The organism is Cellulosimicrobium funkei (assembly GCF_900155925.1).
In the GTDB taxonomy this organism is placed as follows: Bacteria; Actinomycetota; Actinomycetes; order Actinomycetales; family Cellulomonadaceae; genus Cellulosimicrobium; species Cellulosimicrobium funkei.
The window spans coordinates 273,911-290,418 of the sequence record NZ_FTMI01000006.1 but is presented as its reverse complement, the minus strand read 5'-3'; the positions used below and the strand labels follow the sequence as shown (position 1 = coordinate 290,418).

At 74.5% G+C, this 16,508-nt stretch carries 13 protein-coding genes; 4 read left to right on the top strand and 9 right to left on the bottom strand.

The genetic code is table 11. The annotated features are described in order from the left end of the window. Positions 1-49 precede the first annotated feature (49 nt). Positions 50-631, bottom strand: a complete 582-nt coding sequence (locus BXA05_RS16095) for a M15 family metallopeptidase (protein WP_083711966.1) — start codon at positions 629-631, stop codon at positions 50-52. A 195-nt stretch (positions 632-826) separates the two neighbouring features. Here BXA05_RS16095 and BXA05_RS16090 point away from each other — a divergent pair, with 195 nt between their 5' ends. Together BXA05_RS16090 and BXA05_RS16085 are read left to right on the top strand one after the other, a co-directional pair. After that, positions 827-2,050: a sensor histidine kinase gene (locus tag BXA05_RS16090; RefSeq protein ID WP_143311176.1), complete on the top strand. Its 1,224-nt coding sequence runs from the start codon at positions 827-829 to the stop codon at positions 2,048-2,050. After that, positions 2,047-2,772, top strand: coding sequence for a response regulator (locus BXA05_RS16085; RefSeq protein ID WP_031315413.1), 726 nt, complete (start codon positions 2,047-2,049; stop codon positions 2,770-2,772). Before BXA05_RS16090 ends, BXA05_RS16085 begins: the two co-directional genes overlap by 4 nt. 7 nt (positions 2,773-2,779) lie before the next feature. On the opposite strand, the gene BXA05_RS16080 is transcribed toward BXA05_RS16085, so the two are convergent. The 3 genes from BXA05_RS16080 to adhE form a co-directional block, all read right to left on the bottom strand. Then, positions 2,780-3,169 carry a DUF6907 domain-containing protein gene (locus BXA05_RS16080; RefSeq protein ID WP_143311175.1) on the bottom strand — a complete coding sequence of 130 codons (390 nt, stop codon included), beginning with the start codon at positions 3,167-3,169 and terminating at the stop codon, positions 2,780-2,782. Between the two features lie 64 nt (positions 3,170-3,233). After that, positions 3,234-3,455 (bottom strand): helix-turn-helix domain-containing protein, encoded by a 222-nt coding sequence (locus BXA05_RS16075; RefSeq protein WP_031315411.1) that lies wholly within the window; start codon positions 3,453-3,455, stop codon positions 3,234-3,236. Positions 3,456-3,670: 215 nt separating this feature from the next. Next, positions 3,671-6,415, bottom strand: a complete 2,745-nt coding sequence (gene adhE / locus BXA05_RS16070) for a bifunctional acetaldehyde-CoA/alcohol dehydrogenase (RefSeq protein ID WP_076406044.1) — start codon at positions 6,413-6,415, stop codon at positions 3,671-3,673. Positions 6,416-6,621: 206 nt separating this feature from the next. Between adhE and BXA05_RS16065 the strand changes: the two genes are divergently transcribed. Beyond that, positions 6,622-8,847 carry a prolyl oligopeptidase family serine peptidase gene (locus tag BXA05_RS16065; protein ID WP_076406042.1) on the top strand — a complete coding sequence of 742 codons (2,226 nt, stop codon included), beginning with the start codon at positions 6,622-6,624 and terminating at the stop codon, positions 8,845-8,847. A gap of 93 nt (positions 8,848-8,940) precedes the next feature. On the opposite strand, the gene BXA05_RS16060 is transcribed toward BXA05_RS16065, so the two are convergent. The 3 genes from BXA05_RS16060 to BXA05_RS16050 all read right to left on the bottom strand — a co-directional run bounded on the left by BXA05_RS16060 (position 8,941) and on the right by BXA05_RS16050 (position 13,423). After that, on the bottom strand, positions 8,941-11,418 hold the full coding sequence (locus BXA05_RS16060; protein ID WP_043656207.1) for a glycoside hydrolase family 65 protein: 2,478 nt from the start codon (positions 11,416-11,418) through the stop codon (positions 8,941-8,943). Next, positions 11,415-12,203: an HAD family hydrolase gene (locus BXA05_RS16055; protein ID WP_076406040.1), complete on the bottom strand. Its 789-nt coding sequence runs from the start codon at positions 12,201-12,203 to the stop codon at positions 11,415-11,417. The genes BXA05_RS16060 and BXA05_RS16055 overlap by 4 nt, the downstream gene beginning before the upstream one ends. A 167-nt stretch (positions 12,204-12,370) precedes the next feature. Continuing rightward, on the bottom strand, positions 12,371-13,423 hold the full coding sequence (locus BXA05_RS16050; protein ID WP_076406038.1) for a uroporphyrinogen decarboxylase/cobalamine-independent methonine synthase family protein: 1,053 nt from the start codon (positions 13,421-13,423) through the stop codon (positions 12,371-12,373). 149 nt (positions 13,424-13,572) lie between these two features. On the opposite strand from BXA05_RS16050, the gene BXA05_RS16045 reads away from it, so the two are divergent. Next, positions 13,573-14,001 carry an ester cyclase gene (locus BXA05_RS16045; RefSeq protein ID WP_076406036.1) on the top strand — a complete coding sequence of 143 codons (429 nt, stop codon included), beginning with the start codon at positions 13,573-13,575 and terminating at the stop codon, positions 13,999-14,001. Here the strand turns inward: BXA05_RS16045 and mnmA are convergent. Together mnmA and BXA05_RS16035 are read right to left on the bottom strand one after the other, a co-directional pair. After that, entirely contained in the window at positions 13,974-15,161 is a 1,188-nt protein-coding gene (gene mnmA, locus BXA05_RS16040) for a tRNA 2-thiouridine(34) synthase MnmA (protein WP_076406034.1), read from the bottom strand. The two genes, BXA05_RS16045 and mnmA, sit on opposite strands and share 28 nt — an antisense overlap. After that, positions 15,158-16,390 (bottom strand): cysteine desulfurase family protein, encoded by a 1,233-nt coding sequence (locus tag BXA05_RS16035; RefSeq protein WP_076406123.1) that lies wholly within the window; start codon positions 16,388-16,390, stop codon positions 15,158-15,160. Before BXA05_RS16035 ends, mnmA begins: the two co-directional genes overlap by 4 nt. Positions 16,391-16,508: the final 118 nt, after the last annotated feature.

Genomic DNA, 16,508 nt, shown 5'->3' with positions numbered 1-16,508 from the left:
GCGCGGACCGCCCACATCCGCCGCCCCCGGACCGCACCCCGGCGGGCCCTCACCCCCAGCCGTGCGAGGCGTCCTCGTGCATCGGCGGGCACGTCCCGCCCGGCTCCGTCGCGGCCTCGAAGTGCCACATCTCGTTCGCGTACGTGCGGCACAGGCCGAACCGGGGGCCGTGCTCGCCGAGCCACAGCGCGCCGTCCGTCGGCCCGACGTCGATCGCGAGGCCCGCGACGTGCTCGGAGGCCTCGGGCGGGAGCACCCACCGGTGGGCCTCCTCGGGCGACCCGTAGCGCTCGAGCGCCGCCTCGACGAGCTGCTCCTGCTCCGCCGCGGTGCGCCACCCCGAGGTGAGCGTCAGCTCGACCCCCTCGGCGTCTGCGGCGGCCCGCGCCTCGTCGAAGCGCCGCTCGAGCTCGGGGTCCAGCCCGGTCGCGGTCTGGGGGCGCAACGTGGGCGACGGGTCGGCGACGGCGTCGCCGTCGTGCGTCGTCACGGTGAGGTACGTGAGCGCGCCTGCCGCGCCGAGCGCGCCGACGGCGAGGACGCCGAGCACGGTCCGGGCGACGCGCCGCGGGCCGCGAGGCCCCGGGACGTGGCGGGCGGGCGGGGTGGGGCGCAGGGGTGTCGTGGTCATGGGACGAGGCTCGCCCGCGGGGACCTCGCGCCACATCGACCCGACGGCGACTCCTCGACCCCGCCGTGCGGTGCACCCGGGCGGGGAGCGTCCGCCCCCGGCCCGACGTCGTTCCGCCCTGGGGCGGAGGCCGCACGGGCCGGGTTCCCACCCGGGGCGGTGCCGCGCACGACCCGCCCCGGCTACCGTGGACGCGTGCCCCCGACGACCCGCCTGCCCGTGTGGGCGCAGGACCTCGCGACCGCGCTCGTCGCGGGCGCCGTGTGGTTCAGCGTGGTCATGGTCATGGAGCGCGGCGACTACTGGTACCCGCGCTTCCCCGACTCGTACCGGGTCGCCGGGCTGGGGATCGTGCTCGCGCTCGCGCTGCGGCGCGTCGCGCCCGGCCCGCTGTTCTGGGGCACCGTCACGCTCTACCCGCTCGCGATCCCCTGGATCATGCAGACCCCGTTCGAGCTCGTGCCGCTCATGATCGCGGCCTTCGCGGCGACCCGGTCCGGGGCGGTGCCGCCGGTCCTGGCGACCGTCGGCGCCGGCCTCGCGGCGTTCGCGCTGCAGCTCGCGGGGCGCCCGGGCCTCGTCCTGCCGCCCCGGCCCTTCTTCGTCGAGGAGCTCTGGGTCGCGAACTCCCCCTCCGACGTCGTCCTCGCGCTCGCCCTCGTGCTGGTCGCGGTCGCCGCCGGGTACTTCTTTCGCCGCCTCGCCCTCACGTCCGAGAGCCTGCGCGAGCGCAACGCGGAGCTCCAGGCGCTCCAGGCCGAGCTCGCGGAGCGCGCCGTGCTCGCCGAGCGCACGCGGATCGCGCGCGAGCTGCACGACGTCGTCGCGCACCACATGTCGGCGATCGTCGTGCGCGCCCAGGCGGCGGACCGCGTCGCGGCGAACCGCCCGGACGCGCCGGCCGAGGCCGTGCGGTGGATCGCCGACGAGGGCAAGCAGGCGCTCACCGCGATGCGGTCCGTCGTGCAGGTGCTGCGCCGCGGCACCGAGGCCGACGGCGGCACCGCGGCCCTCGCCCCGACGCCCGACGGCGACCGGGCTGCGGACGAGCTGCGCGCGGCCGCCCGCCGCCTGCGCGACGCCGGGCGCGCCGTCGACCTCACGCTCCCCGACCCGTGGCCCGCGACGAGCGCCGAGTCCGGCCTCGCCGTCGTCCGCATCGCCCAGGAGGCCCTGACCAACGTGCTGCTGCACTCCCTCGCCCACGACGTGACCGTGACGCTGACCGACCGTGCGGGCGACCTGCGCCTGCGCGTCCACGACGCCGGACCGCCGCTGCCGAGCACCGACGGGCGGCAGGGCCACGGCCTGACCTCCATGCGCGAGCGGGCGCTCGCGGCCGGGGGCGCGCTGTCCGCCGGGCCGGACGGGCGCGGCGGCTGGACGGTCGAGGCGCGAGTCCCCCGGGCGGCGGCGTGAGCGCCCCCGGCACGGGCACGACGCCGGTCCGCGTCGTCGTCGTGGACGACCAGGCGACCATCCGCCTGGGCCTGCGCATGATCCTCGACAACGAGCCGGACGTCACGGTCGTCGGCGAGGCCGGGGACGGGGAGACGGCGGTCGCCATGGCGCGCGCCCTGCGCCCCGACGTCCTGCTCATGGACGTGCGCATGCCCCGGCTGGACGGCATCGAGGCGACCGCGCGCATCGTGGCCGACCCCGAGCTCGCGGCGGTGCGCACGCTCGTCCTCACGACGTTCGACGACGACGAGTACGTCTACGGCGCGCTGCGCGCGGGCGCCGCCGGGTTCCTCCTCAAGGACGCGGACCCGCAGTCGCTCGTCGACGCCGTGCACCGCGTCCACGCCGGCGACTCACTGCTCGACCCGGCGGTCACGGGCCGCATCATCTCGACCTACGTCGAGCTCGCCCGGCAGGCGCCGCTCGCGGCCTCCGACGCCGTCGAGACCGGGTCCGCGGTCACCGGCCTCGACGCGGCGACCCCGCGCGAGCGCGAGGTCCTCCTCGCGGTCGCGCGCGGCCTGTCGAACCGCGAGATCGGGGCGGAGCTGCACCTCACCGAGGCGACCGTGAAGAGCCACGTGCGGTCGCTGCTCACCAAGGTCGGGCTGACGAACCGGGTGCAGCTCGTGATCCTCGCGTACGAGGCCGGGTTCGTGCGGCCGGGCGGCACGGCCTGAGCCCGGCTCACGCCTCCGGGGGCAGGCCCTCGACCGTGCGCCCGAACGCCTCGACGATGCGCCACATGTCGCCGAGCAGCACCTCGAGGCGCTGCTCGAACCCGTCGCCCACGTAGACCCACGTGTCGTGCGACCCGTCCCTGCGGTGGAGCGACACCACGAGCTCCGACGCCGACCGCTCGTCCCGGTGCACGCCGTCCGGCGACGCGTGCGCCGCGAGGGTCGTGGCGGGCACCGTGAGCTCCGGGCCGAGGTGCTTGCGGTCGTGCGGGTGGTCGCCCTCCTCGTGGACGGCCACGCACCACGGCGGGCAGTCGTCCACCTGCCAGGACGGCCTCCCGAGCGGCGAAGCCCACACTGCTGATCCCCCTGTCGTGCTGTCGAGCACGTCGGTCATGCCGATCACCTCCCCGGCGACGGGACCATGATGCCGGGGGCGTCCGACACGCCGGACCGCGCCGTTACGAAGGCGGTGGACGGAGGAGCGAGACGGGGTCGACGTCGAGCCGCTCGGCGAGCTTCTCGACCGAGCGGAGGGTCAGGTTGCGCTCCCCGCGCTCGACCCCGCCCATGTACGTCCGGTGGACGCCGAGGAACTCGGCGAAGTCCTCCTGGCTCATCCCGCGGCCGACCCGGAGGGTCCGCAGGTTCTCACCCAGCGCGCGCTGCAGATCTCCTTGCACGCGTGCAACCGTCACCCAGCGCTACTCCTCGGTCTACAGACTTATCGGTATCACCCCGTTCTCGAACGACCCCCTCCCCCGCTCCGCGAGGGGCGCCCGCGCGACGCGTGCTACTCATAGATAGCACATCGCGGGCCCTCTCGTCACACGACGGAGCCCGACGGCGGAAGGGGACTCGCGCCGTCGGGCTCCGGGTTTCGTGGGGCCGGGAAGGGTCAGCCGGCCGCCACGCTCCCGGCAGGCGGGGTCGCCGCCTGCCCGTCCTCGGTGCTCGCGCCCTCGTGGGCCGCGAGACGCTCTGCCCGCACGACCTCGCGGCTGCTGCCGCGGTAGGCCGCGACGAGGATGTCGCGCATGTCCTCCAGGACCGGCATCCGCGGGTTCGCCGGGGCGCACTGGTCCTCGAACGACCGGAGCGCGAGGTCGTCCAGGCGGCTCATGAACGCCCGCTCGTCGACGCCCTGCGCGGCGAACGTCGCCTCGATGCCCACCTTGGCGCGCAGCTCCTCGACCGCCCTCGCGTACGACTCGACGCCCTCCTCCGGGGTGGAGGCCGGCAGCCCGAGGTGCTTCGCGATCTCCTGGAACCGCTCCGGGGCCACGTAGCGCTCGTACTTGGGCCAGCTCGTGAGCTTCGTGGGCACCTGGCCGTTGTAGCGGATCACGTGCGGCAGGAGCACCGCGTTGGTGCGCCCGTGCACGAGGTGGAAGGTCGAGCCCACGGTGTGCGCCATGGCGTGCACGATGCCGAGCATCGCCGAGCCGAACGCCATGCCCGCGATGGTCGCCGCGTTGTGCATCTTCTCGCGGGCCTTCGGGGCCGCCGCGCCCTGCGTGACCGAGTCCTCGATGTGCTCGAAGACCATCTTGATCGCCTGCAGGCACAACCCGTCGGTGAAGTCGTTCGCGTAGACGGAGACGAACGCCTCGGTCGCGTGCGTGAGGGCGTCGAAGCCCGAGTCGGCCGCGAGCTTCGCCGGCATGGTGTCCGTGAGCACGGGGTCGACGATGGCGACGGTCGGGGTGAGCGCGTAGTCGGCGAGCGGGTACTTGAAGCCCGTCTCCGGGTCGGTGATGACCGCGAACGGCGTCACCTCCGCGCCGGTGCCCGACGACGTCGGGATGCACACGAGCTTCGCCCTGCCCCCGAGCTCGGGGAACTTGTACGCGCGCTTGCGCACGTCGAAGAACTTCTCGCGCATGTCGGAGAACTCGATCTCCGGGTGCTCGTAGCGCAGCCACATGACCTTGGCAGCGTCCATCGGCGACCCGCCGCCGATCGCGATGATCGTGTCGGGCTCGAAGTCGCGCATCGACTCCGCGCCGCGGTTCACCGTGCCGACGCTCGGCTCCGGCTCGACCGCGTCGATGATCTGGATCGCGACCTTCTCCTCGCGGCGGGCGAGGACGTCGAGCACGCGGTCGACGACGCCGATGCGGCTCATGACCTTGTCGGTGACGATCGTGACGCGGTGCACGTCGCGCATCTGCGCGAGGTACTGGATCGAGTTCGGCTCGAAGTACGTCTTGGCGGGCACCTTGAACCACTGCATGTTGTTGTTGCGCCGCCCGATCCGCTTGACGTTGATGAGGTTGACCGCCGACACGTTGTTCGACACCGAGTTCGCGCCGTAGCTGCCGCAGCCGAGCGTGAGCGACGGGAGCAGCGCGTTGTAGATGTCGCCGATGCCGCCGAGCGACGTCGGGCTGTTCCACAGCACGCGCACGGCCTTCACGCGCGACCCGTAACGCTCGACGAGCGCCTCGTCGGACGTGTGGATGGCGGCCGAGTGGCCCAGGCCGTCGAGCTCGACCATGCGCTCGGCCATGCGGACGCCGTGCTCGGTGTCACGCGCGCGCAGCACGGCGAGGACGGGCGTGAGCTTCTCGCGGCTCAGCGGCTCGTCGGGGCCGACGTCGTCGATCTCGGCAAGGATGATCGACGTGTCGTCGGGGACCTCGAACCCCGCCTCGCGCGCGATCCACACGGGCGACTTGCCCACGACCTTCGGGTTGAGCTTCGCCCCGGCGCAGTTCGTGCCGTTCGCCTCGACCCCGAAGATGAGGCGCTCGAGCATCGCCTTCTCGGCGGGCGTCACCCGGTAGGCGTGCAGGCGGGCGAGCTCGCGCATCGCGTCGTCGTAGATCACGTCGTCGAGGATCAGCGCCTGCTCCGAGGCGCACACCATGCCGTTGTCGAACGCCTTCGACATGACGACGTCGTTGATCGCGCGGCCGAGGTCGGCGCTCTTCTCGACGTAGGCGGGGACGTTGCCGGCCCCGACGCCGAGCGCCGGCTTGCCGGCCGAGTAGGCCGCGCGGACCATGCCGTTGCCGCCCGTGGCGAGGATGAGCGCGACGCCGGGGTGGTGCATGAGCGTGCTGGTCGCCTCGATCGACGGGTGCTCGACCCACTGGATGCAGTCGTCGGGCGCGCCGGCCGCGACCGCGGCGTCGCGCACGATGCGGGCCGCCTCGACCGACGAGCGCTGCGCGCTCGGGTGGAACGCGAACACCACGGGGTTGCGCGTCTTGAGCGCGATGAGCGACTTGAAGATCGTGGTCGACGTCGGGTTCGTCACCGGCGTCACGGCGCACACGACGCCGACGGGCTCGGCGATCTCGACGACGCCCGTGAGCTCGTCGCGCCCGATGATGCCGACCGTCTTCAGGTTCGCCATCGAGTTGGGCACGTGCTCGCACGCGAAGATGTTCTTGGTCGCCTTGTCCTCGAAGACGCCGCGCCCGGTCTCGGCGACGGCCATCTGCGCGAGGTGGCCGTGCTGGTGCAGGCCGGCGACGGACGCCTTGAGGACGATCCGGTCGACGTCCTCCTGCGTGAGGCTCATGTACTGGTCGAGCGCCTTGCGGGCCCGCTCGACGAGGACGTCGATCTCGTGCGTCGTGCGGGTGTCCTCGGTGCGGTTCTCGACCTTCGTGCTGGCGCTCTTCGCGCTCATGCGTCCCCTCCGGTGCCCGACCTCGCCGGGCGTCGGCCGCGGGTGTGCCGGGGCCGGGATGCCCCGGCTCCTTCGGCGGTCTCTCTACTTGTGAAGGTTTTCACAAGGCGCTCGTGCCCACAAGGGTCGAGCCCCGATGCGGGCCGAAGGTCCCCGCCTCCTCGTGACCTCCGCACCACGGGCCGCGCGCCGTAGGGTGGGTGACCATGACCGCCGAGCAGACGACGAGCCCCTCGCCCGCGACCGAGAGCCGCGCCGCGACCGACCGACCCGACGGCACCCCCCACGACCCGTACCTCTGGCTCGAGGAGGTCGAGGGCGACGAGGCGCTGGCCTGGGTCCGCGCCCGCAACGCCGAGGTCGCCGACACGCTCGAGACCGCCGACGAGTTCGCCGCGACCGAGCGCGCGATCCGCGAGGTGCTCGACTCCGACGCGAAGATCCCCGAGGTCTCGAAGATCGGCGACCGGTACTACAACTTCTGGCGCGACGCGCAGCACGAGCGCGGCGTCTGGCGGCGCACGACGCTCGAGTCCTACCGCACCGACGACCCGGAGTGGGAGACCGTCCTCGACCTCGACGCGCTCGCCGCGGCCGAGGGCGAGTCGTGGGTCTGGCACGGCGCGAGCGTCCTGCGCCCGACGCCGGAGCAGCTCGCCGCGGGCGAGCCGTGGCGGCACGCGCTCGTCGAGCTCTCCCCCGGCGGCTCCGACGCCGACGTCACGCGCGAGTTCGACCTCGTGGAGAAGCGGTTCGTCGCGCCGGAGGACGGCGGCTTCCACCGCGCCGAGGCCAAGGGCTCGCTCGGCTGGATCGACGCCGACACCGTCTACGTCTTCACCGACTTCGGCCAGGGCACGCTCACGCCGTCCGGGTACCCGCGCGTGGTCAAGCGCTGGACGCGCGGCACCCCGCTCGACGCCGCGGTGACCGTCTACGAGGGCACCGACGACGACATGTACATCTCGGCCTGGCGCTCGCACGCGCCCGGGTTCGAGCGCGACTTCGTGCACCGCTCCAAGGCGTTCTACTCCGACGAGCTCTACCTCGCCGAGCGCACCGGCACGCCCGAGCAGCGCCTGACGAAGATCGACGTCCCCGACTCCGCCGAGGTCGGCGTGCGGCGCGAGTGGCTGCTCGTCGAGCTGCGCGACGACTGGACCGTCGGCGGCGCGACGTACCGCGCCGGGTCGCTCCTCGCGGCCCGGTTCGACGACTTCCTCGCGGGCGACCGCGGCTTCACCGTGCTCTTCGAGCCGACGGCGACGACCTCCCTCGCCGGCGCCACGTGGACGCGCCACCACCTCGTCGTCAACGTGCTCGACGACGTGAAGAACCGGCTGCACGTGCTGACGCCGCCGGACGCCGGTGGCGCCGTCGGGCAGGAGGCCGCGGACGCGCCGTGGGTGCGCTCGGAGATCCCGGGCCTGCCCGCGCTGGGCACGGTCGCCGTCGGGGCCGTCGACCCCGTCGACACCGACGACCTCTGGCTCGTCACGACCGACTACCTCACGCCGACGACCCTCTCGCTGCTGTCGCTCGGCGAGCACCCGGGCGACGCGGGCGCGCCCGAGGTCGTCAAGTCCAACCCCGCCTTCTTCGACGCCGACGGCATGACGGTCGCGCAGCACTTCGCCACGTCCGACGACGGCACGCGCGTGCCGTACTTCGTCGTGGGCCGCGCGGACCTCGTCGCGGGGGCGGGCGACGGCGGTACCGGAACCGGCATCGGCACCGGCACCGCGCCCACGCTCCTGTACGGGTACGGCGGCTTCGAGATCTCGCTCACGCCCGCGTACTCCGGCGCGCTCGGCCGCGCGTGGCTGTCGCAGGGCGGCGTCTACGTCGTCGCGAACATCCGTGGCGGCGGCGAGTACGGGCCCGCCTGGCACCAGGCCGCGCTCAAGGCGAACCGGCACCGCGCCTACGAGGACTTCGCCGCCGTCGCGCGCGACCTCGTGGTCCGCGGGATCACCACGCCCGAGCACCTCGGGATGGAGGGCCGCTCCAACGGCGGCCTGCTCGCCGGCAACATGCTCACGCAGTACCCCGAGCTGTTCGGCGCCGTCATCGTCGGCGTGCCGCTGCTCGACATGCGCCGCTACACGAAGCTGCTCGCCGGGGCGTCGTGGGCCGCGGAGTACGGCGACCCGGACGACCCCGAGCAGTGGGAGTTCATCCGCACGTTCTCGCCGTACCACCTGTTCGACGCCGAGCGCGAGTACCCGCCCGTGCTGTTCACGACGTCGACGAAGGACGACCGCGTCCACCCGGGCCACGCGCGCAAGCTCGCCGCGAAGATGCTCGGCGAGGGCAAGGACGTCACGTACTACGAGAACATCGAGGGCGGCCACGGCGGCGCCGCGAACAACGCCCAGGCCGCGCACATGGCCGCGGTGCACTACCGCTTCCTCGCCGAGCGCCTCGGCTGACCGGGCGCTCCCGCCGGGCCGAGCAGGCGGTCCTGGCGCGTCCGCGAGACCGGACGCGCCAGGACCACCTGGTCGGCGAGGTGCGGGCCGGCCTCAGGAGTGCGGCACCGTCGCGGTGATGAGGGTGCCGTCCTCGCGGCGGTTGCCGGAGAGGGCGCGCAGGCTCGGGCGGCCCGGCCTGACCGGGCCCTGGCCGTCGAGCGCGACGCGCGCGACCTCGCCCGGGACGACCTTCACCTGCTCGCCCCGCACGACGACCTGCGCGCCGTCGCCGGTCTCGGCGTCGAGCTCGATCGCGTCGGGCAGCACGGTGACGCGCAGCCGCGAGCCGCGCCACTGCACGCGGAACGTGAGCGACTCCCACTCCTGGGGCAGGCGCGGGTCGAACGTGAGGTCGCCCTCCGAGTCGCGCATGCCGCCGAACCCGTACGCGAGCGCGGACCACGTGCCGCCCGCGGACGCGACGTGCACGCCGTCGGACGCGTTGGCGTGCAGGTTCGCGAGGTCGACGAAGATCGACGACACGAAGTACTCGAGCGCGAGCTCGTGGTACCCCACCTCGGCCGCGACGATGGACTGCACGACGCCCGAGAGCGTCGAGTCGCCCGTCGTCAACGGGTCGTAGTACTCGAAGTCGGCGAGCTTCTCCTCGGCGCTGAAGTGCTGCCCCTGGAGGAACAGCGCGAGCACGACGTCGGCCTGCTTGAGCACCTGGTAGCGGTAGATGACGAGCGGGTGGTAGTGCAGCAGGAGGGGCCGCTTGTCCTCGGGCGTGTGCGCGAGGTCCCAGATCTCGCGCTCGAGGAAGTGCGAGTCCTGCGGGTGGATGCCGATGCTCTCGGCGTACGGGATCGACATGTGGTCGGCCGCGCGGACCCACTCCGCGGCCTCGTACGCGCCGAGCGAGAGCCGGTCCACGAGACGCGCGTAGTCCTCGGGGTGGTCGGCCTTCATGCGCTCGACGACGTACGCCGCGGCGCGCAGGTTGAAGCGCGCCATGACGTTCGTGAAGAGGTTGTCGTTGACGACGGTCGTGTACTCGTCCGGCCCGGTGACGCCGTGGATGTGGAAGTTGTCGTCGCCGTTGGCGCGCCAGAAGCCGAGGTCCTCCCACATGCGCGCCGTCTCGACGAGGATGTCCGCGGCCTCGCGGCGCAGGAAGTCCTCGTCGCCCGTCGCACGCACGTACTGCACGAGCGCGTAGCTCACGTCGGCGTCGATGTGGTACTGCGCCGTCCCGGCCGCGTAGTAGGCGGACGCCTCCTCGCCGTTGATCGTGCGCCAGGGGAAGAGCGCGCCCTTCTGCGACAGCTCCGCGGCGCGGCGCCGGGCGGCGTCGAGCATCTGGTAGCGGAAGCGCAGCGCGTTGCGCGCGTACCGCGGGCTCGTGTACGTGAGGAACGGCAGGACGTAGATCTCGGTGTCCCAGAAGTAGTGCCCGCTGTACCCGGAGCCGGTGAGGCCCTTCGCGGGGACGCCGTTGCCCTCGGCGCGCGCCGTGGCCTGCGCGAGCTGGAACAGGTTCCAGCGCACGGCCTGCTGGACGCCCGGCTGGCCGGGGATCTCGACGTCGGAGCGGGCCCAGAAGTCGTCGAGCCACTCGCGCTGGAGCGCGAGCTGGGCCTCGACGCCGGTCTCGCGCGCCCGGTCGAGCGTGCGCCGGCAGCGGTCGACGAGCTCGCGCGACGGCACGCCGCGCGACGTGTGGTACGCGACGAGCTTGGTGAGCCGGATCGGCCGCCCGGGCTCGGCGTGCACGCGGAACACGTGCTTCGCGAGGTCGTCCTCGGCGAGCGTGCGCACGTCCCACTCGTTCTCGGTCTCGAGCAGGTCGTCGGCCGCGACGGCGAGCGTCATGCCGGAGTTGGTGCAGCGGTAGGACAGCACGAGGCGCTCGTCGTCGCCGAACTGCGTCTGCGGCTGCAGCACCCGGCCGGTGAACTGGTTCGTCTTGCGCGGGTCGAAGCCCTCCCCCAGCGACGCGGACCGCACGTGGTACTCGTCCTGGCCGTCCTGGCGGTTGAGGATCTGGGACGAGATCGCGACGGGCGCGGCCGCGTCGAGGAGCGTGACCTCGAACGTCATGACGGCGAGGTGGCGCTCGACGAACGACACCATGCGCTGCGAGCGGATCTGCACGCGCTTGCCCGACGGCGTGCGCCACAGCAGCTCGCGCCGCAGGACGCCGTCCTGGAGGTCGAGCGAGCGCTCGTAGTCGATGAGGTCCGCGACGGGCAGCAGGAGGGGCTCGTCGTCCACGTAGAGGCGGATGACCTTGGCGTCCGGCACGTTGACGATCGTCTGCCCGACGCGCGCGAAGCCGTACGCCTCCTCCGCGTGCCGGATGGGCCACGTCTCGTGGAAGCCGTTGACGAACGTGCCGTGCGAGTGGGACTCGCGGCCCTCCTCGACGTTGCCGCGCATGCCGAGGTAGCCGTTCGCGACGGCGAACAGCGTCTCGGTGACGCCGAGGTCCTCCGCGGAGAACTGCGACTCGACGAGCCGCCACGGGTCGGCCGGGAAGCGCAGGCGGTCCACGGTGCCGCGCTCGTCGGCGGTCCGGCGGATCACGCGCCCGCCTCCTCGTCGGCGGGGGCGGTCACGGCGGGACGGACGGCGTCGGCGGTCGCCGCGCGAGGACGGTCGAGGACCGTCGCGTCGAGCTCGCCGAGGTCGGCCACGACGACGTCGGCCCCGTGCGCGAGCAGCGCGTCCGCGCCCACCCCGCGGTCGACGCCGAGCACGAGCCCGAACCCACCGGCCGCGCCGGCCTGCACGCCCGACAGCGCGTCCTCCACGACGACGGCCTCCGCGGCGGGGACGTCGAGGAGCTGGGCCGCGTACAGGTACGTGTCCGGTGCGGGCTTGCCGGCGACGTGCTCGCGCGCCGCGACGTTCCCGTCCACGACGACCGCGAACCGGTGCGTGAGCCCGGCCGCCGCGAGGACGGCGGGCGTGTTGCGCGACGACGACACGACGGCGACCGACGCGCCCGCCGCGGTCACGGCGTCGAGGAACCGGACCGAGCCCGGGTACGGCGCGATGCCCTCCTCGGCGAACATGCGGTTGACGATCTCGTCCTTGCGGTTGCCGAGCGCGCACACGGTGGACTCCCCCGGCGCGTCCGTGACCTCGCCGCGCGGCAGCGAGACGCCCCGCGACGCGAGGAACGTCGCGACGCCGTCGTACCGGGGCTTCCCGTCGATCGACGCGAAGTAGTCCGCGGCGGTGTACGGGGCGAGGCCGTGCGCGGCGCAGTAGGGCGCGAACAGCCGTTCCCAGGCGCGCATGTGGAGCTCGGCGGTCGGCGTGAGGACGCCGTCGAGGTCGAACAGCACGGCTCGCAGGACGGGCATGGAGATCCTTCGCGGTGGGGGACGAGGGTCTGCGCCCGGCCGTTCCCGCGCCGTCCGGAGGCCGCGGGACGGCCGTCCGCACGTCGCCGTCGTGACCGTCGCGCGAGGTCAAGCGTACGCACCCGGAGCCGTGCGCGGAAAGCGCTCAGGGCGTGTCCGGGCGACGCTCAGGCGTGCGCGCGCTCGGCCAGGACGTCGGCGACGCGGCCGAGGTTCGCGAGCAGCGCACGGTGCTCGTCGGGCGTGCCGGCGACCCCGCCACCGAGGTCACCCCCGACGCCGGACCGCGGCGCGCCGAGGAGCGTCACGTCGTCGAGCGCGGGCAGCCCGAGCCCGATGCGGCGCCACGGCACGCTGACGAGGTCGGCGAGCTCGCCCAGCGCCGGCCCCGCGCACTGCGAGACCTTCGCGGGCGGCAGCGCGGCCCAGAGGCGCACGCCGCGCTCGACCGCGCGCGCGACCGTCTCCCAGGACCGCTCGTCCCACGCGCCGAGCGTCAGACCGACCGCGTCGGCGCCCGCGAGGACGACCGGCGCGACGCCCACCCAGGCGGGGCCGACGTGGACGACCGTCGACGCGGACGCGGCGCGCGCGGCGTCGAGCACCGGGCGCAGCCCGTCCACGAGGTCCGGGCCGGGGACGGCGCGCAGGCGCGAGTAGCCCGAGAACGTGGGCAGCACGCCCGCGCCCACCTGCGCGAGCAGCGGCTCGTCCACCTGCACGACGACGTCCGCCCCCGGGACCTGACGGCGCACCTGCGCGACGTGCTCGGCCACGCCCGCGGCGAGCGCCTCGACGACCTCGCGCACCGCGCCGCGGTCGGACAGCACGCGGTCGCCGCGCGCGAGGTACACCTCGGCGGCGAGCGTCCACGGCCCGGTGACCGTCACGGCGAGCGGCCCCGCGTACCCGGCGCCCGCGATGGTGAGCGCCTCCACGTCCTCGCGCAGGTACGCCTCCGCGCGGCGCAGGTCCGCGCCGCCGTGGTCCGCGAGCTTCCAGCCGTGGGGGCCGAGCTCGACGGGCAGCCCGGGCAGCAGCGCCGCCGTCCGCCCCGTCGCGTCGGCGCCGGGCCCGCGGCCCGGGAGCTGGAGGAGGAACGGCACCCCCCGCACGCCCGACGGCACGGCGGCGAGGTCGCCGAGCACCGTGAGCTGTGCTTCCAGGACGTCCGCGCCCTCGCCCCCGGGCCACGGCCCGAGGCCGCTCACCGCCGTCACGCCGCGCCCTCGCGTGCACACGTGCCACGCACCTCGTCACGAACCACGAGCCGTCCACCTCTCTCCAGGAGCACACCGGAACACCGAGCCGTGCCGTGACCCCGCCGGGGTCCGGGGGCCGCACGGCCGTCCCGCGGAAGGACCCCGCCATGGGCACGCACGAGAACAAGGCCGCCGCCGTCGCCGTGCACACGCACGCGATCCCGGGCAACCACGCCGACGCCGTCGCGGCGCTGCTCGCGCCGGGCTTCCGCAACCACGACGCGGCACCGGGCGGCGACGGGGGCGACGAGGGCCTCGTCGCGACCATGCACTGGTACGCGGACGCGTTCGAGGACCAGCGCGTCGAGGTGCTGCACGCGGTCGCGGAGGGCGACCTCGTGGCGCTGCACGTCGAGCTCAGCGCGCGGCACACCGGCTACTTCCGCGGCGTCGCGCCGACGGGCCGCCGGTTCCGCGTCCGCGAGATGCACGTGCTCCGCTTCACCGAGGGACGCGCGGCCGAGCACTGGTGCGTGCGCGACGAGTCGGCGCTCGTGCGGGCGCTCGCTCACCCGGCGGCCGTCGGCGTCGGCTGAGCCTCCGGCTCGCGCGGGGCGCCGGAGCCTCGGCCGGCCCGGTACGCCCGGTCGACCGTGCCCTGCCCGAGCACGCGCGTGCCGGCGTAGACGACGAGCGACTGACCGGCCGCGACACCCCGGAGCGGCGTGCCCGCGAGCTCGACCTCGATCGACCCGCCGGGGACGGCGCGCACGCGCGCGGGGACGGGCGCGCCGTGCGCGCGCACCTGCACCTCGACGTCGGCCGCCTCGCCCGCGGGCGGGCGCGCGTCGTCGAACCAGACGGCGGACCCCGCCTCGATCCGGTCGACGCTCAGCAGCTCGGCCGGGCCGACGACCACCCGGTTGCTCGCGGGCTGGACGTCGAGCACGTAGCGCGGGCGGCCGTCGGGCGCGGGCCGGTCGATCCCGAGCCCCTTGCGCTGCCCGACCGTGTACGCGTAGGCGCCGTCGTGCTCGCCGAGCACCGTGCCCTCCGCGTCGACGATCTCGCCCGGCCGCGCGCCGAGGCGCGCGCGCAGGAAGCCCTGGGTGTCGCCGTCGGCGACGAAGCAGATGTCGTAGGAGTCGGGCTTCGCGGAGACCGACAGGCCGCGCCGCGCCGCCTCGGCGCGGACCTCGTCCTTGGACGCGAAGCCGCCGAGCGGGAAGACCGCCCGCGCGAGCCGCTCGGGACCCATGACCGCGAGGACGTAGGACTGGTCCTTCGCCGTGTTCGGGGAGCGGTGCAGCTCGCGCACCGTGCGCACCCCGTCCGGCGCGGACGCGTCGGGGACCTCGCGCGTCTCGACGCGCGCGTAGTGGCCCGTCGCGACGGCGTCGAACCCGAGCGCGGTCGCCTTGTCGAGCAGCGCCTCGAACTTGATGTGCTCGTTGCAGCGCACGCACGGGTTGGGCGTGCGCCCGGCCTCGTACTCGGCGAGGAAGTCGGCGACCACCGTGTCCTCGAACCGCTCGGAGAGGTCCCACACGTAGTACGGGATGCCGAGCACGTCGGCCGCGCGGCGCGCGTCCCCCGCGTCCTCGATCGAGCAGCACCCGCGCGAGCCGGTGCGGAACTGGTCCCGGTCGCGCGAGAGCGCCATGTGCACGCCGACCACCTCGTGCCCGGCCTCGACCGCGAGCGCCGCGGCGACGGCCGAGTCGACGCCGCCCGACATGGCGGCCAGGACCCTCACGCGGCGCCTCCCGGGCGGCTCGTGACGCGCGTGCGCGCCGGGCTCGACGCGAGGCCCGCGGCGCGGGCGCGCTCGACGGCTCGGGGCAGGGCGTCGAGGAGGCGCGCGACGTCGTCGCGCGTCGACGTCACGCCGAGCGAGAAGCGGAGCGCACCCCGCGCGTCCGCCTCGGGGACGCCCATGGCGAGCAGGACGTGCGACGGCTGCGGCACGCCGGCCTGGCACGCCGAGCCGGTCGAGGCCTGCACGCCCGCGGAGTCGAGCAGGTAGAGCAGGGAGTCGCCCTCGGCCCCGGGGAAGGTGAAGTGCGCGTTGCCGGGAAGGCGGTCGACGTCGTCGTGCGCGCCGGGCTCGGGTCCGCTGAGCACGGCGTCCGGGACGCGCTCGCGCACGCCCGCGACGAGCTCGTCGCGCAGCGCGGCGAGGTGCGCGGCCCGCTCGGCCCGGTGCGCGACCGCCTCGGTGACCGCGACGCCGAACGCGCGGATCGCGGGGGCGTCGAGCGTCCCCGAGCGCACGCCGCGCTCCTGGCCGCCGCCGTGCAGCACGGGCGTGAGCGGGGCGTCGCGCCGGGCGACGAGCGCGCCGACGCCGACCGGGCCGCCGAGCTTGTGCCCGGAGACGGTCATCGCGTCGAGACCGATCGCGGCGAAGTCGACCGGCACCTGCCCGACGGCCTGCACGGCGTCGGAGTGCACCGGGATGCCGTGCGGGCGCGCGAGCTGCACGACCTCCGGCACGGGCTGCAACGTCCCCACCTCGTTGTTGGCCCACATGACGGAGATCAGGGCGATCTCGTCCGCGCGCTCCGCGATCTCGGCGCGCAGGGCGGCGAGGTCCACGCGCCCCTCGGCGTCCACGGGCAGCAGGACGATCTCGGCGCCCGCGTGCTCCGCCATCCAGAACGCGGGGTCGAGCACCGCGTGGTGCTCGACGGCGGACACGACGATGCGCCGCCGGCGCGGGTCGGTCGTGCGGCGGCCCCAGAACAGGCCCTTGACCGCGAGGTTGTCGGCCTCCGTGCCTCCCGCCGTGAAGACGACCTCGCTCGGTCGCGCGCCGAGCGCGGCGGCGACCGACTCGCGCGCCTCCTCGACCGTGCGCCGCGCGGCGCGCCCCGCGGCGTGCAGCGACGACGGGTTGCCCGTGCGGGTCAGCTCGTCGACGAACGCGTCGCGCGCCGCCGGGGACAGCGGCGTCGTGGCGGCGTGGTCGAGGTACGCCGTCACGGGGACGGGGGTCGGCCCGCCGTGCGCGCCGGGGCAGGCGCCGGTCACGGGGCCGGGAGCAGGGGTCACGGTCACCCAGTCTACGAACCGCGGGGCGACACTCGCGGTCCGAGGGGTG